The sequence below is a fragment of the Streptomyces sp. NPDC096324 genome (assembly GCF_044763015.1).
Classification (GTDB): Bacteria; Actinomycetota; Actinomycetes; order Streptomycetales; family Streptomycetaceae; genus Streptomyces.
This window is the reverse complement of record NZ_JBIWFK010000003.1, coordinates 221,378-239,622: the sequence shown is the minus strand read 5'-3', so window position 1 is coordinate 239,622 and position 18,245 is coordinate 221,378. Positions and strand designations below refer to the sequence as shown.

14 protein-coding genes, 2 tRNA genes and 1 pseudogene are annotated in these 18,245 nt (G+C 72.7%); 13 read left to right on the top strand and 4 right to left on the bottom strand.

Going from position 1 to position 18,245, the window contains the following annotated elements; all coding sequences use genetic code 11:
* The first annotated feature begins 111 nt into the window (after nt 1–111).
* The 5 genes from ACIQ7M_RS08520 to ACIQ7M_RS08500 all read left to right on the top strand — a co-directional run bounded on the left by ACIQ7M_RS08520 (nt 112) and on the right by ACIQ7M_RS08500 (nt 4,426).
* Nucleotides 112–1,707, top strand: coding sequence for a hypothetical protein (locus ACIQ7M_RS08520; RefSeq protein ID WP_403641350.1), 1,596 nt, complete (start codon nt 112–114; stop codon nt 1,705–1,707).
* Nucleotides 1,704–3,038 (top strand): AAA family ATPase, encoded by a 1,335-nt coding sequence (locus ACIQ7M_RS08515; RefSeq protein ID WP_403641347.1) that lies wholly within the window; start codon nt 1,704–1,706, stop codon nt 3,036–3,038. Before ACIQ7M_RS08520 ends, ACIQ7M_RS08515 begins: the two co-directional genes overlap by 4 nt.
* 85 nt (nt 3,039–3,123) lie before the next feature.
* On the top strand, nt 3,124–3,501 hold the full coding sequence (locus ACIQ7M_RS08510; RefSeq protein ID WP_386985457.1) for a hypothetical protein: 378 nt from the start codon (nt 3,124–3,126) through the stop codon (nt 3,499–3,501).
* A gap of 192 nt (nt 3,502–3,693) precedes the next feature.
* Entirely contained in the window at nt 3,694–4,362 is a 669-nt protein-coding gene (locus ACIQ7M_RS08505) for a bifunctional DNA primase/polymerase (RefSeq protein WP_403641343.1), read from the top strand.
* Nucleotides 4,353–4,426 (top strand) — tRNA-Lys (locus tag ACIQ7M_RS08500). The genes ACIQ7M_RS08505 and ACIQ7M_RS08500 overlap by 10 nt, the downstream gene beginning before the upstream one ends.
* Nucleotides 4,427–5,204: 778 nt before the next feature.
* Here ACIQ7M_RS08500 and ACIQ7M_RS08495 read toward each other — a convergent pair.
* Nucleotides 5,205–6,191 (bottom strand): annotated as a pseudogene (locus ACIQ7M_RS08495) (M6 family metalloprotease domain-containing protein); the annotation flags it as partial.
* A 354-nt stretch (nt 6,192–6,545) separates the two neighbouring features.
* On the opposite strand from ACIQ7M_RS08495, the gene ACIQ7M_RS08490 reads away from it, so the two are divergent.
* Nucleotides 6,546–8,501, top strand: a complete 1,956-nt coding sequence (locus ACIQ7M_RS08490) for a putative bifunctional diguanylate cyclase/phosphodiesterase (RefSeq protein ID WP_403641340.1) — start codon at nt 6,546–6,548, stop codon at nt 8,499–8,501.
* On the opposite strand, the gene ACIQ7M_RS08485 is transcribed toward ACIQ7M_RS08490, so the two are convergent.
* Nucleotides 8,465–9,580 (bottom strand): LLM class flavin-dependent oxidoreductase, encoded by a 1,116-nt coding sequence (locus tag ACIQ7M_RS08485; RefSeq protein ID WP_403641337.1) that lies wholly within the window; start codon nt 9,578–9,580, stop codon nt 8,465–8,467. The genes ACIQ7M_RS08490 and ACIQ7M_RS08485 overlap by 37 nt on opposite strands.
* 212 nt (nt 9,581–9,792) lie before the next feature.
* Nucleotides 9,793–10,524: a decarboxylase gene (locus ACIQ7M_RS08480; RefSeq protein WP_403641334.1), complete on the bottom strand. Its 732-nt coding sequence runs from the start codon at nt 10,522–10,524 to the stop codon at nt 9,793–9,795.
* A 245-nt stretch (nt 10,525–10,769) separates the two neighbouring features.
* Between ACIQ7M_RS08480 and ACIQ7M_RS08475 the strand changes: the two genes are divergently transcribed.
* From ACIQ7M_RS08475 to ACIQ7M_RS08445, 7 genes are all read left to right on the top strand, one after another.
* The gene (locus ACIQ7M_RS08475; protein ID WP_355770814.1) at nt 10,770–11,753 is read left to right on the top strand and encodes a D-2-hydroxyacid dehydrogenase; all 984 of its coding nucleotides are present in this window, start codon (nt 10,770–10,772) and stop codon (nt 11,751–11,753) included.
* A 185-nt stretch (nt 11,754–11,938) separates the two neighbouring features.
* Nucleotides 11,939–12,868: an ectoine/hydroxyectoine ABC transporter substrate-binding protein EhuB gene (ehuB, locus tag ACIQ7M_RS08470; RefSeq protein WP_403641330.1), complete on the top strand. Its 930-nt coding sequence runs from the start codon at nt 11,939–11,941 to the stop codon at nt 12,866–12,868.
* Entirely contained in the window at nt 12,865–13,599 is a 735-nt protein-coding gene (ehuC, locus tag ACIQ7M_RS08465; protein WP_403641327.1) for an ectoine/hydroxyectoine ABC transporter permease subunit EhuC, read from the top strand. The genes ehuB and ehuC overlap by 4 nt, the downstream gene beginning before the upstream one ends.
* A gap of 40 nt (nt 13,600–13,639) precedes the next feature.
* A complete protein-coding gene (gene ehuD / locus ACIQ7M_RS08460; RefSeq protein WP_389846249.1) occupies nt 13,640–14,290 on the top strand; it encodes an ectoine/hydroxyectoine ABC transporter permease subunit EhuD in 651 nt (216 codons plus the stop codon).
* The gene (gene ehuA / locus ACIQ7M_RS08455; protein WP_403641323.1) at nt 14,280–15,080 is read left to right on the top strand and encodes an ectoine/hydroxyectoine ABC transporter ATP-binding protein EhuA; all 801 of its coding nucleotides are present in this window, start codon (nt 14,280–14,282) and stop codon (nt 15,078–15,080) included. Before ehuD ends, ehuA begins: the two co-directional genes overlap by 11 nt.
* 253 nt (nt 15,081–15,333) lie before the next feature.
* Nucleotides 15,334–16,092: an IclR family transcriptional regulator C-terminal domain-containing protein gene (locus ACIQ7M_RS08450; protein WP_355770826.1), complete on the top strand. Its 759-nt coding sequence runs from the start codon at nt 15,334–15,336 to the stop codon at nt 16,090–16,092.
* 161 nt (nt 16,093–16,253) lie between these two features.
* Nucleotides 16,254–16,327 (top strand) — tRNA-Lys (locus tag ACIQ7M_RS08445).
* 68 nt (nt 16,328–16,395) lie between these two features.
* Here the strand turns inward: ACIQ7M_RS08445 and ACIQ7M_RS08440 are convergent.
* The gene (locus tag ACIQ7M_RS08440; protein ID WP_403641319.1) at nt 16,396–17,709 is read right to left on the bottom strand and encodes a M18 family aminopeptidase; all 1,314 of its coding nucleotides are present in this window, start codon (nt 17,707–17,709) and stop codon (nt 16,396–16,398) included.
* Nucleotides 17,710–18,245: the final 536 nt, after the last annotated feature.

The window sequence follows — 18,245 nt, the reverse complement described above, 5'->3', positions numbered from 1 at the left end:
CCCGGAGACCGGCGCTTCCGGGGCCGACGCACACGAAACGCCGGTGCCCACCGGTGCGGGCGCACCCGAAGCCGCCGCCCCCGGCGTCGCCGACGGCCGGGAGGCGGGCGTATGTCGCTGATCACCGCCCTCGCGCGGCTGGAGGCCGTCGAGAGCGGCCGGGCGCAGCCCGCCGCCACCGCGCTCCACCGCCATCTCGCCGAACGGCCCCTGGTGTTCGTGCCGCTCACCACCGCGGGCGAGGCGGGAGCCCCGCTCGGCGCTCTCGTCGGCACGGACCGGGACGCGCCCCGGCTGCTGGTCGTACCGCAGCCCCGCGACCGCGACCTGCGCTTCGCCTTCCTCGCCGAACTGGCGGACGTCGTCCTGCCCTACATCGACACCTTCGCGGACGTGGTCGAGGCGGCCGAGCGCAGCGAGCCCGACCCGGAGACCGGCAAGCGCGTCAAGGTCGAGGTCGAGCTGTGCGCGGACGCGCCGCAGATCGTCGTGCCGGGCCGGGCCGGCATCGAGCTCGTCCGTCTCCTCGGGCGCTCCACCCGCTTTCGCCGCACCGCCGAGCAGGATCCCGAGACCCCGCATCCGGCGCCTCCCCGGGTGCCGTTGTTCGGCCGCTGGCTGACCCACTTCGGGGAGCGCGCCCGGGTGCCGGGCTCCGCCCTGCTCCTGGCCCTCACCGACGTGCTGTCCCGGCACTGGGCCACGGGGCAGAGCAGCCTGGAGGACCAGCATCTCGGCGCGCTGCTCGCCTGGCTCGACCCGCCGCACGGCGAGGAGGGCGCCGAGGCGGCGGTGCGGGCCGAGCTCCAGCGCGACGCGCGCGGTCAGCTCGTGTGCCCGCCCGCCGGACCGGCCACCGACCCCGCCTTCGACAACGAGCTGCTGGCCCCCGCGATCGAACGCTACGACCGCGCGCGGACGGCGCTGGCCGCCGCCGAGGACGGCGTCGAGGCGGACGACCGGCTCGGTGAACTCACCGCGGCGGAGCGGACGATCCGTGAACTGGTCGAGAGCGTCACCCGCCCCACCTGGGACGCGGTCTGGCGGGGCCTCGACCTGCTGCGGACGCTGCCGGAAGGGGCGCACGCCGCCGACCGGTGGACCCGCGACCGCTGGTCGTTCACCGGGCACCGCGACCGGGTCGTGGCGGGCGAGCCGCCGCAGCCGCGCCACGACGACGCGGTCACCGCCGCGAACAAGCTGGCCACGCGCGAGCGGGAGCAGGCCCGGCTTGAGGCGCAGGAGGCCCTCGACGACCCGCTGGTCATGGCGGGCCGGCGGCTCGCCGGGGAGGCATTCGCCGGAGAGGTCACCGAGGTGGTGATGGCGTACGGCGAGGGCAAGCGGCCGAGCCCCCGCCCGCTGGTGACCGTCCGCACGGACGACCGCCCGCACCTGGGGGAACGCGCCAGGGTGTACCGCTCGCTGGGCGGGAGGCCGCAGGCCGCGGAGTTCGTGGGGTACGACGACGAGGGCGCGTCCCTGGTGCTGCGGATCGTCGACAAGATGGGGCGCGGCAAGGAGCCCGAGGCCGGGTCCGTGCCGGAGAAGGGGGACGTCGTCTGCTTCACCCTCTTCGAGCACGAGCAGCGCGGCGGCGCCAAGCTGCCCGACCCGGAGGAGACGCCGTGGACGCACGGAGGGCCGCCCGGTGAGACCGGCGCCCCGCCGCTGCCGGACCCGGTGACCGAGGAGGACATCCTGTGACCGCCGTGTTCGACCCGGGTGCCGAGGCCGCCCGCGCCACCGACGCGATCCTGCGCGACACCCTGCACGGCAGCGACCGGGGTGTCGTGGTCGACTCCCCGCCGGGCGCCGGCAAGTCGACCCTCGTCGTCCGGGCCGCCCTCGAACTCGCGGCGGCGGGGCGCCCGTTGATGGTCGTCGCGCAGACGAACGCGCAGGTCGACGACCTGGTGATGCGGCTCGCGGAGAAGGAGCCGGACCTGCCCGTGGGCCGGCTGCACAGCAGCGACTCCGATCCGTACGACAAGGCCCTCGACGGCCTCGACCAGGTCCGCAAGTCCACGAAGGCGGCGGACCTCGCGGGCCTGGACGTCGTCGTCTCGACTGCGGCGAAGTGGGCCCACGTCAAGGGTGTCGAGCCCTGGCGGCACGCGATCGTCGACGAGGCGTACCAGATGCGCTCGGACGCGCTCCTCGCGGTCGCCGGGCTCTTCGAGCGGGCGCTGTTCGTGGGCGACCCCGGCCAGTTGGACCCGTTCTCGATCGTCGGCGCGGAGCAGTGGGCGGGACTGTCTTACGACCCGTCCGCGTCCGCGGTGTCCACGCTGCTCGCGCACAATCCGCGGTTGCCGCAGCACCGGCTGCCGGTGTCCTGGCGGCTGCCCGCGTCGGCCGCGCCCCTGGTCTCGGCCGCCTTCTACCCGTACACGCCGTTCCGCAGCGGCACCGGTCACGGCGACCGGCGGCTGAACTTCGGTGTCCCGTCGGACGGTTCGGGCACCGACCGGGTCATCGACGAGGCGGCGGAGTCCGGTTGGGGTCTGCTGGAGCTGCCGGCCCGGCACACTCCGCGCACGGACCCGGAGGCGGTGCGCGCGGTGGCCGGGGTCGTGCGGCGGCTGCTCGACCGGGGCGGCGCGGCCACGTCGGAGCGGGCGGAGCAGCCGGTGCCGCTGACGGCCGAGCGGATCGCGGTCGGCACGGCGCACCGCGACCAGGCCGCGGCCGTACGGGCGGCGCTGGCGGGTCTCGGCGTCACGGACGTCACCGTGGACACGGCGAACCGGCTCCAGGGACGGGAGTTCGATGTCACGGTCGTCCTGCACCCGCTGTCGGGGCGGCCCGACGCCACGGCCTTCCATCTGGAGACCGGACGTCTGTGCGTCCTCGCTTCCCGGCACCGGCACGCGTGCATCGTGATCTGCCGGGAAGGAATCACGGAGTTGCTGGACGACCACCCGTCGACCGAACCCGTACAGCTGGGGGTGACCGTGAAGTTTCCGGATGGCTGGGAGGCCAATCATTCGGTGCTGTCACACCTGGCGGAACACCGGGTGGCCTGGCGGTCCTGAGGTCGGGCCCACTTGCGCGGGCGCGAGACAATGGACGGTGGCCCTTTGCCGAGAGGGGCCCCGAACCGCATGAGGAGGAGAAGACATGGCGGAGCCCACGCCGCGTCGGAACGAACCGCGGCTACGCCCCGCGCCCCTGCTCTTCGAGCCCGCGGAAGCCGCCGGGGACCCGGAGCATTTCTTCGATCTGGAGTCGATCGACGACCCGCGCGCACTGCTCGACCGGTCCACGGAGCTGGCGCACGCGTTTCGTGCCGCCGCCGACCGGGCCGTCGAGTTCCAGGCCATCGCCGCCGCGCAGCTCGCCGATCCGCGTCGTTTCGACCGGCTGACCACCGCCTCGATCGCCGAGCGCGCCGAGTGGACCGAGGACTACGCGAAGAAGATGGTCGAGTTCGGCCAGGGCCTGCTGCGGGGCACGGAGGGCAACGGACACGGTCACGGGGTGACCGACCCGCTCTGACACGCCCGTCCGGGACGGGCGCCGTCGGAGGTCCCGGTCCGGACCGGGACCTCCGGGCGCCCCGTTCCCACCCCGTTTTCACCCGGTCCTGGCATATGCCAGCCGGGCAAGATACTCCACCTCGGCCCCTCCTGTCCCGGTTTCGGGCAACCGTCCGGGGCCGGGCGCTCACCGCCGGTAGATGTATGCGGCATGAGCAGCACACGGAACGCGCCGAGCAGCACCCCGCACGGCCCCGGGGCGAGGTCGTCCGAACGGCTGGACGTCTCCGGTGTCACGGCCGAGGGAGCCGCCTGGCTCGCCTCGGCGGGAACGTATCCGCGCAGCACACTCGCCCTGTGGCGCGAGCGGCCCGACGCTCCGGTCGTCCTGCTCTGCGGCGGCGCGTTCGACGTCGTCAGCGCCTCGGCCCTCTTCGGGCGGCGGATGCTCGACCGGCTCTGGGAGGAGGGGCCGGGCTCGGGCCCGGTGGCGGCCCACCGCGGTCGGATCCTGCTGTTCGCCGCGCCCGGCACCGCCCAGCGTCTCCCCTCGCTCATGGAGTGGGAGGAATGGGGCACGGAACCGGGCGGCCGGTCGGGGCGGTGCCGGGAGGTTCCGCCGCTGCTCTGCCACGGCAGGGGGGACGCGGTGACCGTGCCCCCGCCGCGTCCCGGGGGCGGCGCGCCGGAAACCGTACGGACCGATTCCCGCTGGCTGGTCGCCCCCGACACACGGCAGCCCTGGCTCCCCGGCCCCGAGATCCTGCTCTGGGCGGCCGTACGGGCGACCCGCGCGGCGGCGGCGGCGGCGGTACGGATATCGATTTTTCCTCCCGCCGATCAGGATGCTAAGGTCTACGACGTCAGCAGGCGCCGCTAGCTCAGTTGGTTAGAGCAGCTGACTCTTAATCAGCGGGTCCGGGGTTCGAGTCCCTGGCGGCGCACGCCAACGAGAGCGGGATGATTCGCGGAAACGCGAGCATGCCGCTCTCGTCGTTTCCGCCCGCGCGGGGCCGCTCAGCCCGTCGTGATCCGCACCGTCCAGGACCCCGAGGCGGTCCGGTCCTCCACCTGGACCCGGACGTCCGCGCCCGGCACGGCGAAGCTCTCCCCGAGGCGCACCGGGGCGTCCGCGAGCGGCGGGTACACCGAGTCCTCCCAGCAGGACTCGGAGCGGGGGTGGGCGTCGAGGACCTGGATGGGGCCGCTGCCCGACTCGGTCCGGCTGCGGACCCGGTAGACCAGGACGCCCCGCTCGCACGCCGAGCTGTCGTTGCCCGCCGGTCCGCGGGCCTCCAGGGCGATGGCGCTGTCCGGGCCCGTCGGGACCACCGCCAGCTTGGTGCCCGAGCCGACGCCGAAGGTCTGCGAACCGGGCGGTGCCGCCACGCCCACCGCGATCGGGGACGTGCCCGGCGCGCCGGAACCGCGCGAGGACGTCCGCGCCGCGCCCGGGGGCACCCGCGGCCCCTGCCAGGCCCCCTTCACTCCGGCAGCCCCCTCCGTCCCGGCCACCTCTGCTGTCCCCGCCGCCTCGGCAGCCTCCTCCGTTCCGGTCGCCTTGGTGGCTCCGTTCGCCCCGGCCGTCCTGGTGGCCCCGCTCGTCCCGGCCGCCGTGGTGGCCCCGCTCAACTCGGTCGCCCCTCCCATCGCCGCCATCCCTCCCGTGCCGTCCGCCACGGCCGGTCCACCCGTCGTCGACGCGCCCGGGCGGGAGGCCGGCACCCCGGCGCCGACCACTCCCCCGGCGCCGGCGCCGGCCGAACCCACCGCGGAGCGCGTGGGCCCGGTCTCCAGCGGCTCCAGCGTCAGCCGCGTGGTGCCCGAGCCCAGTACGCACGCCACCTGGCGCGGTTCCAGCCACCCCAGCCGCCACTTGTGCCAGCCGAAGAGGTCGGGGGCGAGGCCGAACTGGCTGCCCATGAGGTCCCAGTCGCCCACGTAGGTGTCCCAGTCGCCCTTGCCGTCGGCGGGGCGGTGGTAGAGGTCGGGCAGGTCGAAGACGTGGCCGGTCTCGTGCGCGAGGACGAGGCGGTCCGGCGGATGCTTCTCGAAGACCGTGACGACGCGCCGGATGTCCTTGCCGTCCGCGCGCAGGGGCGTGTCCAGGTTGACGACCTTCGTGGCGTCCGAGTCGACGCCCGGAGCGTCCGGGTCCGCCACGAAGTAGACGACGTCGTAACGGGAGAAGTCGACCTTCGGGTCGGCCACGGCGAGAGCGTCGCGCAGATAGGCGGCACGGTCGCCGGCGTTCCAGTCGCGCTGTATGGCGTACGAGGTGGAGGCGTGCGGCATCCGGATCCAGGCACGCTGGGGGTGCGGCCGGACCGTGAACTTTCCGTACGAGGCCTGCTCGAAGAAGCGGCTGGTGGCCGGGAAGTAGTCGCCCGTCAGCTCGGCGGGCGTGGTGCGCGGGGTGGAGTCCGGGAACGACAGGAAGACCATCACGGCGTCGAGGGGGCGGGTGGGACGCACGTACGCGCTGTTCCAGGTGTCGGCGCCCTCCGAGTGGTGCGCCGCGGTCCGCGTCAGGGCGCAGGGCGACGCGAGGGGTTCGGCGAGCGCGTGGCCCGGACCCAGGGAGGTCGCGGCGAGCGCGGTCATCGAGGTGAACATGGCCGCGGTGCTGCGCCAGCGGAGCGCCCCGTCGCGGGCGAGACCGCGACGGGCCCCGCGAGCGAGAACCCTCAGGGGGAGCGGACGCGGCACGTCGACCTCCGGATGCGGTTTCGGGACACCGCCTCCAGCCTGATCGCATTTGTACTACTTCGCCCTGTTTGTCTGCACCGGAAGGGTGAGGCGACGAGCCGACCGACACCCCCGGACATGCACGGAACGTCACATGCGGCGGACAGGAGAAGGAACCCGTCCGGATAACAGGCAGAAACGATCTGTCAGAACAGGTGGTTGTTCCTGGACACTGGACAGTGGCCGCACCGTTTCGGGGGCAGCCTCTATGATCGGCACACTTTCCTGCACGGACACGGCTTGCGCGGCCGCCCATCACCGGCCGACCGCCCCGAGAGACCCATACGAAGAACGAGTGCACTGCGGGAGCGAACGGTGAGCGGAACGTCCGAAGGGCCGGCGCCCGCGGGGGACCTCGTCCGGCCGGCCGTCACAGAACGTCACGTAAGCGCGCCTTCTCGTACGTCCGCCGGGACCTCTCCCGGCCCACTCGTCCCCTCCGTACCGTCCGTGACGCCAGGGCCGCCCTCCAGGACGCCCGCGCCACCGGTGGTTCCCGACGGAACGTCACTCCGCACCTTCCACGCGGCGTTCGCCACCGCTCCTCTCGCGATGGCGGTCGTCGACCGCGAAGGTCTCGTCGTCGCCGCCAACGAGGCACTGGGCACGCTGCTCGGCGCCGGGACGCGGCCGCTGGCCGGGCGGGCCGCCGCCGACCTGGTGGACCTCGCCTCCGACGCCCGCACCTGGCACGCGTACCGCGAGATGCTGGGCGGCAGCCGGGCCCGGCTGCGCTGCACCCGCCGGCTCAAGCACCCGGACGGCCATGTGATCTGGGCGCAGGTCACGATCGCGCCGCTGCCCCCGCAGGAACGGGCCGTCCTGATCTCGGTCACCGACATCGGCGCGCGGCGTGAACTCCAGGCACGGCTGCGGCACTTGCAGATGCACGACCCGGTGACCCGGCTGCCCAACCGCACCCTGTTCTTCGAGCGCCTGTCGGCGGCGCTGGAGGCCGAGGCGTACGAGGAGTGCGGAACCGGCCGGATCGGGCTCTGCTATCTGGACCTGGACGGGTTCAAGGCGGTCAACGACACCCTCGGCCACCGGGTCGGGGACCGGCTGCTCGCGGCGGTCGCGGAGCGGCTGACCCGCTGCGCCGAGGCGGCCGGCCTCACGCGGGCGGCCGCTCCCCTGGTCGCGCGGCTGGGCGGGGACGAGTTCGCCCTGCTCGTCGAGGACTCCACGGGCACCGACCAGTTGGCGGATCTCGCCGAGTCCGTGCTGAAGGCGCTCCAGGCGCCGTTCGACCTGTCGGGGCAGCGGCTGTCCCTGTCGGCGTCCATCGGGGTCGTCGAGCGGCGCGCCACCGGCACCACCGCGACCGGTCTGATGCAGGCCGCGGACACCACGCTGTACTGGGCGAAGGCGGACGGCAAGGGCCGCTGGACGCTCTTCGACCCGGAGCGCAACGCGCACCGCATGACCCGCCAGGCCCTGTCCTCCACCCTGCGCTCGGCCGTCGAGCGGGGTGAATTCACCCTGGAGTACCAGCCGTTGGTGGGCATGGAGGACGGCGGGGTGCACGGCGTCGAGGCGCTCGTCCGCTGGAACCACCCGCGGTTCGGGACGCTCACACCGAACCGGTTCATCGGACTCGCCGAGGAGAACGGCTCGATCGTCCAGCTCGGCCGCTGGGTACTGGCCACCGCCTGCCGCCAGGCGCGCCGTTGGCAGCTCGACCGTCCGGACGCGCCGCCGATCTTCGTCAGTGTGAACGTCGCCGTGCGCCAGGTCTGGGACTCCGACCTGGTGGCGGACGTGGCGAAGATCCTCGCGGAGACCGGACTGGCCCCGCATCTGCTGCAGTTGGAGCTGACGGAGTCGGCGGTCATGGGCTCGGCGGGCCGTCCGCTCCAGGCATTGCAGGCCCTCAGCGACATGGGCGTCCGCATCGCCATCGACGACTTCGGCACCGGCTACTCGAACCTCGCCTACCTGAGCAGGCTCCCGGTGTCCGTGCTGAAGCTGGACGGCTCCTTCGTCCGCGGCTTCCAGTACGAGAACGCCGACGGTTCCTCCGCCCACCCGAACCCGGCCGACGAGGTCATCGTCGAGGCGCTCATCCAGCTCGCCCACCGGCTCGGCCTGACGGTCACCGCCGAGTGCGTGGAGACCGCCTCGCAGGCGTCACGGCTGCGCGGCATCGGCTGCGACACCGGCCAGGGGTGGCTTTACTCCCGGCCGGTGGCGCCGGAACGCATCTCCGCGCTCCTGATGTCGGCGAACCGTCCTCAGGCCTCGGCGGCCGGCTCCCCAGGCAACCCGTAGGCGTCCGCGATCAGTTCGTACGAGCGCAGCCGTACGTCGCCGCTGTGGGCGTTGCCCGTGATCATCAACTCGTCGGCGCCGGTGCGCTTCTGGAGGTCGTCGAGGCCGGCGCGCACCTCGTCGGCGGTGCCGTGGATGACGTTGGCGTTCCAGGAGCCGATGAACTCCCGCTCCATCGGGCTGAATTCGTACGCCTCGGCCTCCTCCGGGGTGGGCACGAGTCCGGGACGCCCGGTGCGCAGGCGGACCATGCTCAGGGCGGCCGCCAGGACCTGACGGCGGGCCTCCTTCTCCTCGTCGGCGGCGAGGGCGGAGACGCCGATGAGGGCGTACGGGGCGTCGAGGACCGCGCTCGGCCGGAAGGACTCGCGGTAGAGGTCGAGGGCCGGGATCGTGTTCTGCGCCGAGAAGTGGTGCGCGAAGGCGAAGGGGAGGCCGAGGGCACCGGCGAGGCGGGCGCTGAAGCCGGAGGAACCGAGCAGCCAGACCGGGGGCCGGTGCGGGGACTGGACGCCGCCCGGCGAGGTCGCCTGGACGGGGCCGGGAACGGCGTGGATCCGGGTGTAGGGGTGGCCGTCGGGGAAGTCGTCGTCCAGGAAACGGACGAGTTCCGCGAGCTGTTCGGGGAAGTCGTCGGCGCCCTCGGCGGGCCGCTGGGTGCGGCGCAGCGCGGCGGCCGTGGCGCCGTCCGTGCCCGGGGCCCGGCCGAGGCCCAGGTCGACGCGGTGCGGGGCCATCGCCTCCAGGGTGCCGAACTGCTCCGCGATGACCAGCGGGGCGTGGTTGGGGAGCATCACTCCGCCGGAGCCCAGCCGGATGCGGTGGGTGTGGGCGGCGAGGTGGGCGAGGATCACCGCGGGCGAGGAGCTGGCCACTCCGGGCATCGAGTGGTGTTCGGCCACCCAGTAGCGGTGGAAGCCGCGGTTCTCCGCGAGGCGGGCGATCTCGACGCTGGTGCGGAGGGCGTCGGTCGCGGTGCGGCCCGCGCCCACCGTGACCAGGTCCAGTACGGACAGGGGTACGGGGGCGGTGCCCTGTGCTGTGCCGCGGATCTCGTCCGTCTCGGGCGTCTCGTCCACCGGGGTGCCTCCTGTTTTCGCGTACGTCGTCTCCTCGCGTTGCGAACAGGAGGGTGTCTCCGCTTATTCCCCGGGGGTGGGCCGGGGAGCTCCTCGGGGTGGGGCCGGGGGGCTTGTTTCGCCCCCTCCGCCCCTACCCGTCCCGTACCCGGGGCTCCGCCCCGGACCCCGCTCCTCAAACGCCGGAGGGGCTGAAACCGCGGAGCCGGGGTTCAGGCCTGGACGATGGGTTCTCGGGTGAAGAGGGTGCCCAGGTCCGGGGCGTTCACCCTGCGGTCCGTCAGGCGCAGGGCCTCCCAGACCGTGACCTGGGCCGCGGTGAGGACCGGTTTGGCGAGGTCCTTCTCCAGGGCCGTGAGGTGGGAGGCGGTGTGCAGGGCCGTGTCGGGGAGGAGGATCGCGTCGGCGTCCGGACGGTCGGACTCCCGGGCCAGCGCGAGGACCCGGTCGTAGTCCCAGCCGGCGAGCTCGGCCGGGGTAACGGCACCGGAGCCGCGCACCGCGGCCACCTCCGTTCCGGTCTCCGTCAGGAACCGCGCGAAGAGCGCTGCCACGTCCTCGGGACAGGCCGCCCCGATCGCGACCCGGTCCGCGCCGATCTCCCGCGCCGCGTGCGCGAAGGCGAAGGACGTCGAGGACGCGGGCAGTCCGGCCGCCATGGCGAGGCCGCGGACCTGCTCGTGGGCGCCCTGCACCCCGTACACGAAACTGCCGCTCGCGCTCGCCCAGACCACGGCCTCCGCGCCGGACAGGCGCAGCTCCTCGACGCCCGCCGTGAGGCGCCGTGCCGAGCCCATGTCGAGGAGCGCGTCCACGTGGTGCGGGTCCTCGTCCATGTCCGTGTGCACGACGGCCAGGCGGATGTCACTGCCGAGAAGCTGCTCGATGCGCGGGTAGTCGTCCTCGGCCGAGTGGCCGGGGTGGAGGAATCCGAGTGCGGTCATGCCCAACCTTCCTGTTCATCGGGAAGTACGGTCCCCGCCGGGCGGCCCGGTCAATCAGCCGTCCGCCGGGGGCCACCGCCCGGGTACCCAGTTGGCGCAGCACCGACCGTTTCTCCACCTGGTTGGCCGAGATCACCGGTCCCCAGGGTTCTCCTCCGACCGGGGGACGGCGTCGTACGCCGGTGTTGACGGCCGCGGGTTCGGGTGCGAGCGTGGTCGATCCCCTTGCGAAAGGGTTTCCCCTGATGAACGCCCGTACGTCCCCCGGTGCGCCCCGCCCGTCGGCCCCGGCCACCCTGCTCGTCCTGGACGCCGACCCGCTCCCCCGGCTGGGCCGGCTCACCGGCCGGGTACGGATCGAGCACGCCGACGAGTCCACGCTCGCGGAGAAGCTCCCGGACGCGGACGTGCTCCTCGTGTGGGACTTCGCCTCGCGGGCCGTACGCCGTGCCTGGCCGGGCGAGGGGCCGCGGCCGGGCTGGGTGCACACGGCGAGCGCGGGCGTGGACCATCTGATGTGTCCCGAGCTCGCCGCCTCCGACACGGTGGTGACCAACGCGCGCGGCATCTTCGACCGGCCGATCGCCGAGTACGTGGCCGCTCTGGTCCTCGCCATGGCGAAGGACCTGCCGCGGACCTGGGACCTCCAGCGCCGGCACGAATGGCGGCACCGGGAGTCGCAGCGGGTGGCCGGGACCCGAGCCTGCGTGGTGGGGTCGGGGCCGATCGGGCGGGCGATCGTGCGCACACTCAAGGCGCTCGGTGTCACCACGGCGCTGGTGGGACGCGTCCCGCGCACCGGGATCCACGGGCCCGGGGAGCTGGACCGGCTGATGGCGCGCGCCGACTGGGTGGTGTCCGCGGCGCCGCTCACCGCGGAGACCCACGGCATGTTCGACGCCCGGCGCTTCGGGATGATGCAGCCCTCGGCCCGCTTCATCAATGTCGGGCGCGGTCGGCTCGTCGTCGAGGAGGCGCTCGCCGAGGCACTGTCGAAGCGGTGGATCGCGGGCGCGGCCCTCGATGTCTTCCAGCACGAACCGCTCGGCCACGACAGCCCGTTGTGGGACGTCCCGGGTCTTATCGTGTCGCCGCACATGAGCGGGGACACGGTCGGCTGGCGGGACGAACTGGGTGAGCAGTTCGTGGAGTTGTACGAGCGCTGGGCCGCGGGCAAGCCGCTGGCGAACGTCGTCGACAAGCAGCGCGGGTACGTGCCGGGACACTGAACCGCCCGGGAGGGGCCCAGGTCGTGTCCGTGAAGTCTCGGCCCGCCCGGCGCCGTCCGACACGCACTCTCGCCGCGAGGGCCGGTCCGGGACCGGCCGGGCCGAGGCCGTACAACTCCTCGGCCGCGGGCGCAAGGACGAATCCGGCCCGCATACATCGCATGGTCCCGGGTAGCCGCGCGGCCATGGCTCCACCACTTGGGAAAACATGTGCGAACGCAACGGGACACGACAGACCGCCGTCCGGGACGACCCGCCGGTCGCTGCTCGCGGGCGTGGCGGCGCTCGGGGCGCTCGGCGCCGCCGGCTGCAGTCGTGTAGCCACGGCGGCGTCGACGGACGGCGGTGATCTGCTCGACCGGCTGAGGGCGCAGGGCGTCGTCCGGCTCGGCATCGCGGGCGAGATCCCCTTCGGCTACATCGACCGGGACGGCCGACTCACCGGAGAGGCGCCGGAACTCGCCAAGGCCGTGTTCAAGCGGCTGGGGGTCGACCGCGTCCAGCCGGTGCCGACCGAGTTCGGTTCCCTCATACCCGGGCTCAACTCGCAGCAGTTCGACGTCGTCTCCGCCGGGATGTACATCAACGCCGAGCGCTGCGAGCAGGTCGTCTTCGCCGACCCGGACTATCAGATGCTCGACGCTTTCATCGTGCGCAAGGGCAACCCGAAGGGGCTGCGCGACTACCGGGACGTCGTGGCGAAGAAGGCCACCTTCGCGACCGGGACCGGCTACGCGGAGATCCAGTACGCCGTCGAGGCCGGGTACGAGGAGAGCGACATCCTGATCGTGCCCGATCAGGTGGCCGGGCTGAACGCGGTCGAGGCGGGGCGCGCCGACGTCTTCGCGGGGACCGCGCTGACCGTCCACGAAGTGGTGAAGCGGTCCGGCAAGGCCGAGAGCACCAAGCCCTTCGCACCGCTGGTCAAGGGCAAGCCGCACGTCGACGGCGGCGGTTTCGCGTTCCGTTCGCAGGAGACGCGGCTGCGGGACGCCTTCAACGTCGAACTGCGGAAGATGAAGGAGAGCGGCGAACTCTTCCGCATCCTGCGGCCGTTCGGCTTCACCCGGGCCGAGATGACCGACATGACCGCGAAGGAGCTGTGCCGCGGATGACATCGGGACTCTGGAATCTCGTCCTCGAAGGGATCTGGGTCACCCTCCAACTGCTGTTCCTCAGCGCACTGTTGGCCGGAGCCATGTCCTTCCTGGCAGGAATCGCCCGCACCTCGCGGTCGTGGATCGTCCGCTTCCTCGCGGGCCTCTACACCGAGGTGTTCCGCGGTACGTCCGCGCTCATCATGATCTTCTGGGTGTACTTCGTGCTGCCCCTCGCCTTCGGCTGGCAGCTCGTCCCGCTGTGGGCGGGCACGCTGGCGCTCGGGCTGACGTACGGGGCGTACGGATCGGAGATCGTGCGCGGCGCCCTGACCGCGGTCGACCCGGCGCAGCGCGAGGGCGGGATCGCGCTCAGCTTCACGCCCTGGCAGCGGATGCGGCTGATCCTGCTTCCCCAGGCGGTGCCGGAGATGATCCCGCCCTTCTCCAACCTGCTGGTCGAGCTGCTCAAGGGCACGGCGCTCGTCTCCGTGATGGGCATGGGCGATCTGACCTTCAGCGCCAACCTGGTGCGGCTCGCCCTCCAGCAGAGCGCGGAGGTCTACACGTACGTCCTGCTCATCTACTTCGTCATCGCCTTCCTGCTCACCCGGCTGATGCGCGGCCTGGAGAAGCGGCTCAAGGCCGGGGTCGGCAGGACGTCGGACGGCATGCCGGCCCGCGAGGCGAAGCGGACGGCGACGGCCGGCGCGGGCGCCGGCGCGGCCGCGGGCGGAGCTGCCTCATGAACGGCACACCCTGCAGGGAGACGACGATCGGTGGTGCCTCGTGACCTGGGACTGGAACGCCGTCGGCGACTTCATGCCGCACTTCTGGGACGGTCTGCTGATCACGCTTCAGGCGCTGGCCCTCGGCTCGGTGATCTCGTTCGCCCTCGGCCTGGTGTGGGCGCTGCTGATGCGGACGCCGACGCGCTGGGTGCGCTGGCCGGTCGGGGCGGCCACCGAGTTCGTGCGCGACACCCCGCTGCTGGTGCAGCTCTTCTTCCTCTTCTACGTGCTGCCCGAGTGGGACATCACGTTCTCCGCGCTGACCACCGGTGTCATCGCGATCGGGCTGCACTACTCGACGTACACGATGCAGGTCTACCGGGCCGGTATCGAGGGCGTGCCCGCCGGCCAGTGGGAGGCGGCCACGGCGCTCGGCCTGCCCGCGCGGCGCACCTGGACGGCGGTGATCCTGCCGCAGGCGGTCCGCCGTGTGGTGCCGGCGCTCGGCAACTACGTCATCGCGATGCTCAAGGACACCCCGCTGCTGATGACGATCACCGTGCTGGAGATGCTCGGCGAGGCGCGACTGTACTCGCAGCAGCACTTCCAGTTCACGGAGCCGCTCACGGTCATCGGTGTGGCCTTCATCCTCATTTCCTACCCGGCTTCCCTGCTGCTGCGAGCCCTGGAGCGACGCCTTGTCCGCTGACACGAACACCGCAACCAGCCCTCTGGACGACCTCGCCAATCCCCCGGTGGACGGCAGCGAGCTGATCCGCTTCGACAAGGTCACCAAGCGCTTCGGGGACACCACCGTCCTCGACGACCTCGACTTCCGCGTCGACTCCGGCAAGCACGTCACGCTGATCGGCCCGTCCGGTTCCGGCAAGACGACGATCCTGCGGCTGCTGATGACACTGACCAGGCCGGACGAGGGCACGATCACGGTCGCCGGGGACCGGCTCTTCCCCGCCGAGGGGAAGCAGGTCCGCGAGGTCCGCAAGAAGATCGGGATGGTCTTCCAGCAGTTCAACCTGTTCCCGAACATGAGCGTGCTCAGAAACGTCACCGAGGCGCCCGTGACCGTCCTCGGCCTGTCCCGTGACGAGGCCGAGGAACGGGCCCGCGGACTGCTGGACCTGGTCGGTCTCGCGGACAAGTGCGACGCGCGGCCGGGCCGGCTGTCCGGCGGCCAGCAGCAGCGCGTGGCCATCGCCCGCGCGCTGGCGATGCGCCCGCAGGTGCTGCTCCTGGACGAGGTGACGTCCGCGCTCGACCCGGAACTGGTCGCGGGCGTCCTCGACGTCCTGAGAGACATCGCCCACACCACGGACATCACGATGCTCTGCGTGACCCACGAGATGAATTTCGCCAGGGACATCTCGGACCAGGTGCTGATGTTCGATTCTGGCCATGTCATCGAATCCGGCCCGCCGGAGAAGATCTTCAGCGACCCGGAGCACGAACGGACCAGGGAATTCCTCGGCGCGGTCCTCTGAGGTCAGGGAGCGAACGAGGGGCGGAGCGGGAGCGCGGCCGGCAAGGCACGAGGTCCCGCGCGTGGGGCATGCCCGAAGTGCCATGCCTTTGGCATATGCCAGGGTGATGCGCTCCTGCTGAGAGGCATGGAGCGCACCACCAATCTCGTCAACGGACCGCCACAGACGGCGCCTTGACCGTTATCGTGTAGTGAGCCCAGGTGTCCGGGCCGACGTCATTTTTGAGCCGGGCCATGAAGCGCAGGGGGAAACCGTGGCGCTGATGAACGAGCCGACCGCGCCGTACAACTCGGCCCAGGACGCCCTGCGCGTCCTGGAGACGCTGTCCCAGCACACCACCGGTGTCACCACGACCGAGCTCGCCCGCCGGGCCGGCCTCGGCGCCGACCGGCTGACCGCACTGCTGCGCATGCTGCGCAGGGAGGGCTACGTCGAGCAGGTCGCGGACGGCGCGTACGTCACCGGCGCCGCCCTCGGCCGCCTCGGTTCCGCCCACGGCCGCGAGCAGGCGCTGCGCGACACACTCCAGCGGACGATCGACCGGCTCCGCGACTCGGTCGGCGCCGCGATCTACATCAGCCGCTACATCGACGGCGAGGTGCACGTCACCCAGTACGCGGAGAGCCCGTCCACCCCCGCGGTCAACGAATGGGTCGACTTCCGCTCCTCCGCACACGCCAGCGCGGTCGGCAAGAGCCTTCTCGGCCAGCTCGACCACAACGGCCGCCGCGACCACCTCGCCCGCCACAAGATGGCCCGGCTCACCTCGCGGACCATCACCAGCGAGCGGCTCCTGCTGTCCCGTCTCGACTCCCAGCCGGCCACCGTGCCCGTGCTCGACCTCCAGGAGTACGCGATCGGCACGGTCTGCGCGGCCGTCCCGATCACCGCCGGCTCCTCCGTGGGCTGCCTCGCCCTCTCGCTCCCGGTCGAACACGCCCACCGGCTCCGCCGCGCCGCGGACACCCTGAACCGCGGGGCGACCCCGGTGCTGCTGTCCCTCGCGATCTGACCGCCGCCACCGCACCGGGCCCGCGCACAGCCCGTACGGGCCCGCACGAACGGCCCGCACGAGTGGTCGGCGCATGGTCCGCGCGGCTGGTCGGAAGCACCCGCGCGGACCAGGTAGTATTTCCTTCGTCGCCGACCGCGGAAGCGGAAGGCGAGAGTCATGCGCCGCTAGCTCAGTTGGTTAGAGCAGCTGACTCTTAATCAGCGGGTCCGGGGTTCGAGTCCCTGGCGGCGCACCTTGGTGAAGGCCCTCCACATCAGTGGGGGGCCTTCACGCATGTCCGGGAGCCTCAGGCGCCCGCGCTCATCCCCCGGACCGCCCCGCCGTGACGAACTCCGTCAGCACCCGCGCCAGCAGCTCCGGATCCCGTGCCCCGCACAGTTCGCGCGCCGAGTGCATCGACAGCCCGGCCACCCCCACGTCGACCGTCGTCACACCGAGACGGGCCCCGATGACCGGACCGATCGACGTCCCGCACGGCATCGCGTTGTTCGAGACGAACGGCTGATACGGCACCCCGGCCCGTTCGCAGGCCGCGGCGAAGGCGGCGACCCCGACACCGTCGCTGGCGTACCGCTGATTGACGTTGACCTTGATCACGGGACCGCCGTTGGGCAGCGGACGGTGGTCCGGGTCGTGCCGTTCGGCGTAGTTGGGGTGGACCGCGTGGGTCATGTCGGAGGAGACGCACAGGGCACCGGCGAGGGCACGGTCGAAGTCCTCCCGGCCGCCGCCCCGCGCGCTCACGGAACGGCCGAGCACCCGCTCCAGGAAGGGGCTCCCGGCTCCGGACTCCGATTCGTTGCCGACCTCCTCGTGGTCGAAGGCGGCGAGCACCGGTATGGAGGCGGGCGGCCGTTCCGAGCCGGCCGCCGCGACCAGGGCGGTGACACCCGCGTGCACCGAGATCTGGTTGTCGAGGCGCGGCGCGACGATGAACTCCTCGTCCGCGCCCAGATATCCGGGCCGCTGGATGTCGTGCAGCATGAGGTCCCAGCCGAGGACCTCCGAGGCGTCGGCGCCCGCCTCGTCCGCGACCCGTCCGAGCAGCGCGCCGGGCGCGGAGCCGCCGAGCCCCCACAGCGGGGTCATGTGCCGCTGCCGGTCCAGGGCGAGCCCCTCGTTCACCGTCCGGTCGAGGTGGATGGCGAGCTGCGGCACCCGCAGCAGCGGCTTGTCGACGCGGACCAGCCGGGTCGAACCGTCACGCAGGACCAGCCGCCCCGAGACGCCGAGGTCCCGGTCGAGCCAGGTGTTCAGCGGCACCGCGCCGTAGATCTCCACGCCGATCTGCCGCCACCCCGCCGAGCCGGTGTCCGGCACGGGCTTCACCCGCAGGTTCGGCGAGTCGGTGTGGGTGCCGACGATCCGGAACGGGGTGCCGGCGGGGGCGCCCGGCGGGACGTACCAGGCGACGAGTGCTCCCCCGCGTACGACATAGCGGCCTCCCTCGGCACCGGCCGTCCACTCGTCCCGCTCGCGCACCTCCGCGAAGCCCGCCTTCTCCAGGCGCTGCGCCGCGCTCGCCACCACGTGGTACGGCGAGGGGCTGGCTCTGACGAACCCGAGCAGGTCGTCGTTGTGTCCGCGGTCGAGCGGGTCATGCGTGGGGGACATGATGGCCTTTCGGGTGCCGTCGAGGGGGTGGGGGTGGGGGGCGTCGGACCGGCCGGTGGGGCACACGGGCCGGCTGGGGCGGCGGTCCTCCCGGGGGCGGCCTGGGGCACGCGGGCATGCCGTCTCCCCGGCCGGCTCCGGGCCTCGGCGACGGCGACATCACCGGAGGCACCGGCGCGGACGTGAGCCGGGGCGGCATCGCCCCGCGGCTGACGAGTCCGCGACCCGGATCAGGCAACGCAACGCCCTTCTTCCCTCGGCTCGGGCCCGTGGCGCACAGGCCCCTCGGCACACGTGCCCGGATATCCTCCCCGCGGAAGGCGGCCGGGATGCCTCGTGCCGCCACCGTTCACAAGACACCGCCGGGCGTCACCGGCCCTCGCGGACCGTCCGGGACGGACGCGGGACGGATGCCCCCCGGACCCCGGACCGTCCGGGACGAAGGTCGCCCCTCCCCCGGGCCGCCCCGGGACGAAGGTCACCGGCCCCGGACCTGTACGAGTACCGGGCCAGGGACGAGCGCCGCTCGTGTGCCG

Excerpts from the sequence above, each read along its gene's own strand:
- ehuC (WP_403641327.1), top strand. The coding sequence starts at position 12,865 with ATGACATCGGGACTCTGGAATCTCGTCCTCGAAGGGATCTGGGTCACC.
- ehuB (WP_403641330.1), top strand. The coding sequence starts at position 11,939 with ATGGCTCCACCACTTGGGAAAACATGTGCGAACGCAACGGGACACGAC.
- ACIQ7M_RS08480 (WP_403641334.1), bottom strand. The coding sequence starts at position 10,524 with ATGACCGCACTCGGATTCCTCCACCCCGGCCACTCGGCCGAGGACGAC.
- ACIQ7M_RS08475 (WP_355770814.1), top strand. The coding sequence starts at position 10,770 with ATGAACGCCCGTACGTCCCCCGGTGCGCCCCGCCCGTCGGCCCCGGCC.
- ACIQ7M_RS08440 (WP_403641319.1), bottom strand. The coding sequence starts at position 17,709 with ATGTCCCCCACGCATGACCCGCTCGACCGCGGACACAACGACGACCTG.
- ACIQ7M_RS08510 (WP_386985457.1), top strand. The coding sequence starts at position 3,124 with ATGGCGGAGCCCACGCCGCGTCGGAACGAACCGCGGCTACGCCCCGCG.
- ACIQ7M_RS08520 (WP_403641350.1), top strand. The coding sequence starts at position 112 with ATGTCGCTGATCACCGCCCTCGCGCGGCTGGAGGCCGTCGAGAGCGGC.
- ACIQ7M_RS08505 (WP_403641343.1), top strand. The coding sequence starts at position 3,694 with ATGAGCAGCACACGGAACGCGCCGAGCAGCACCCCGCACGGCCCCGGG.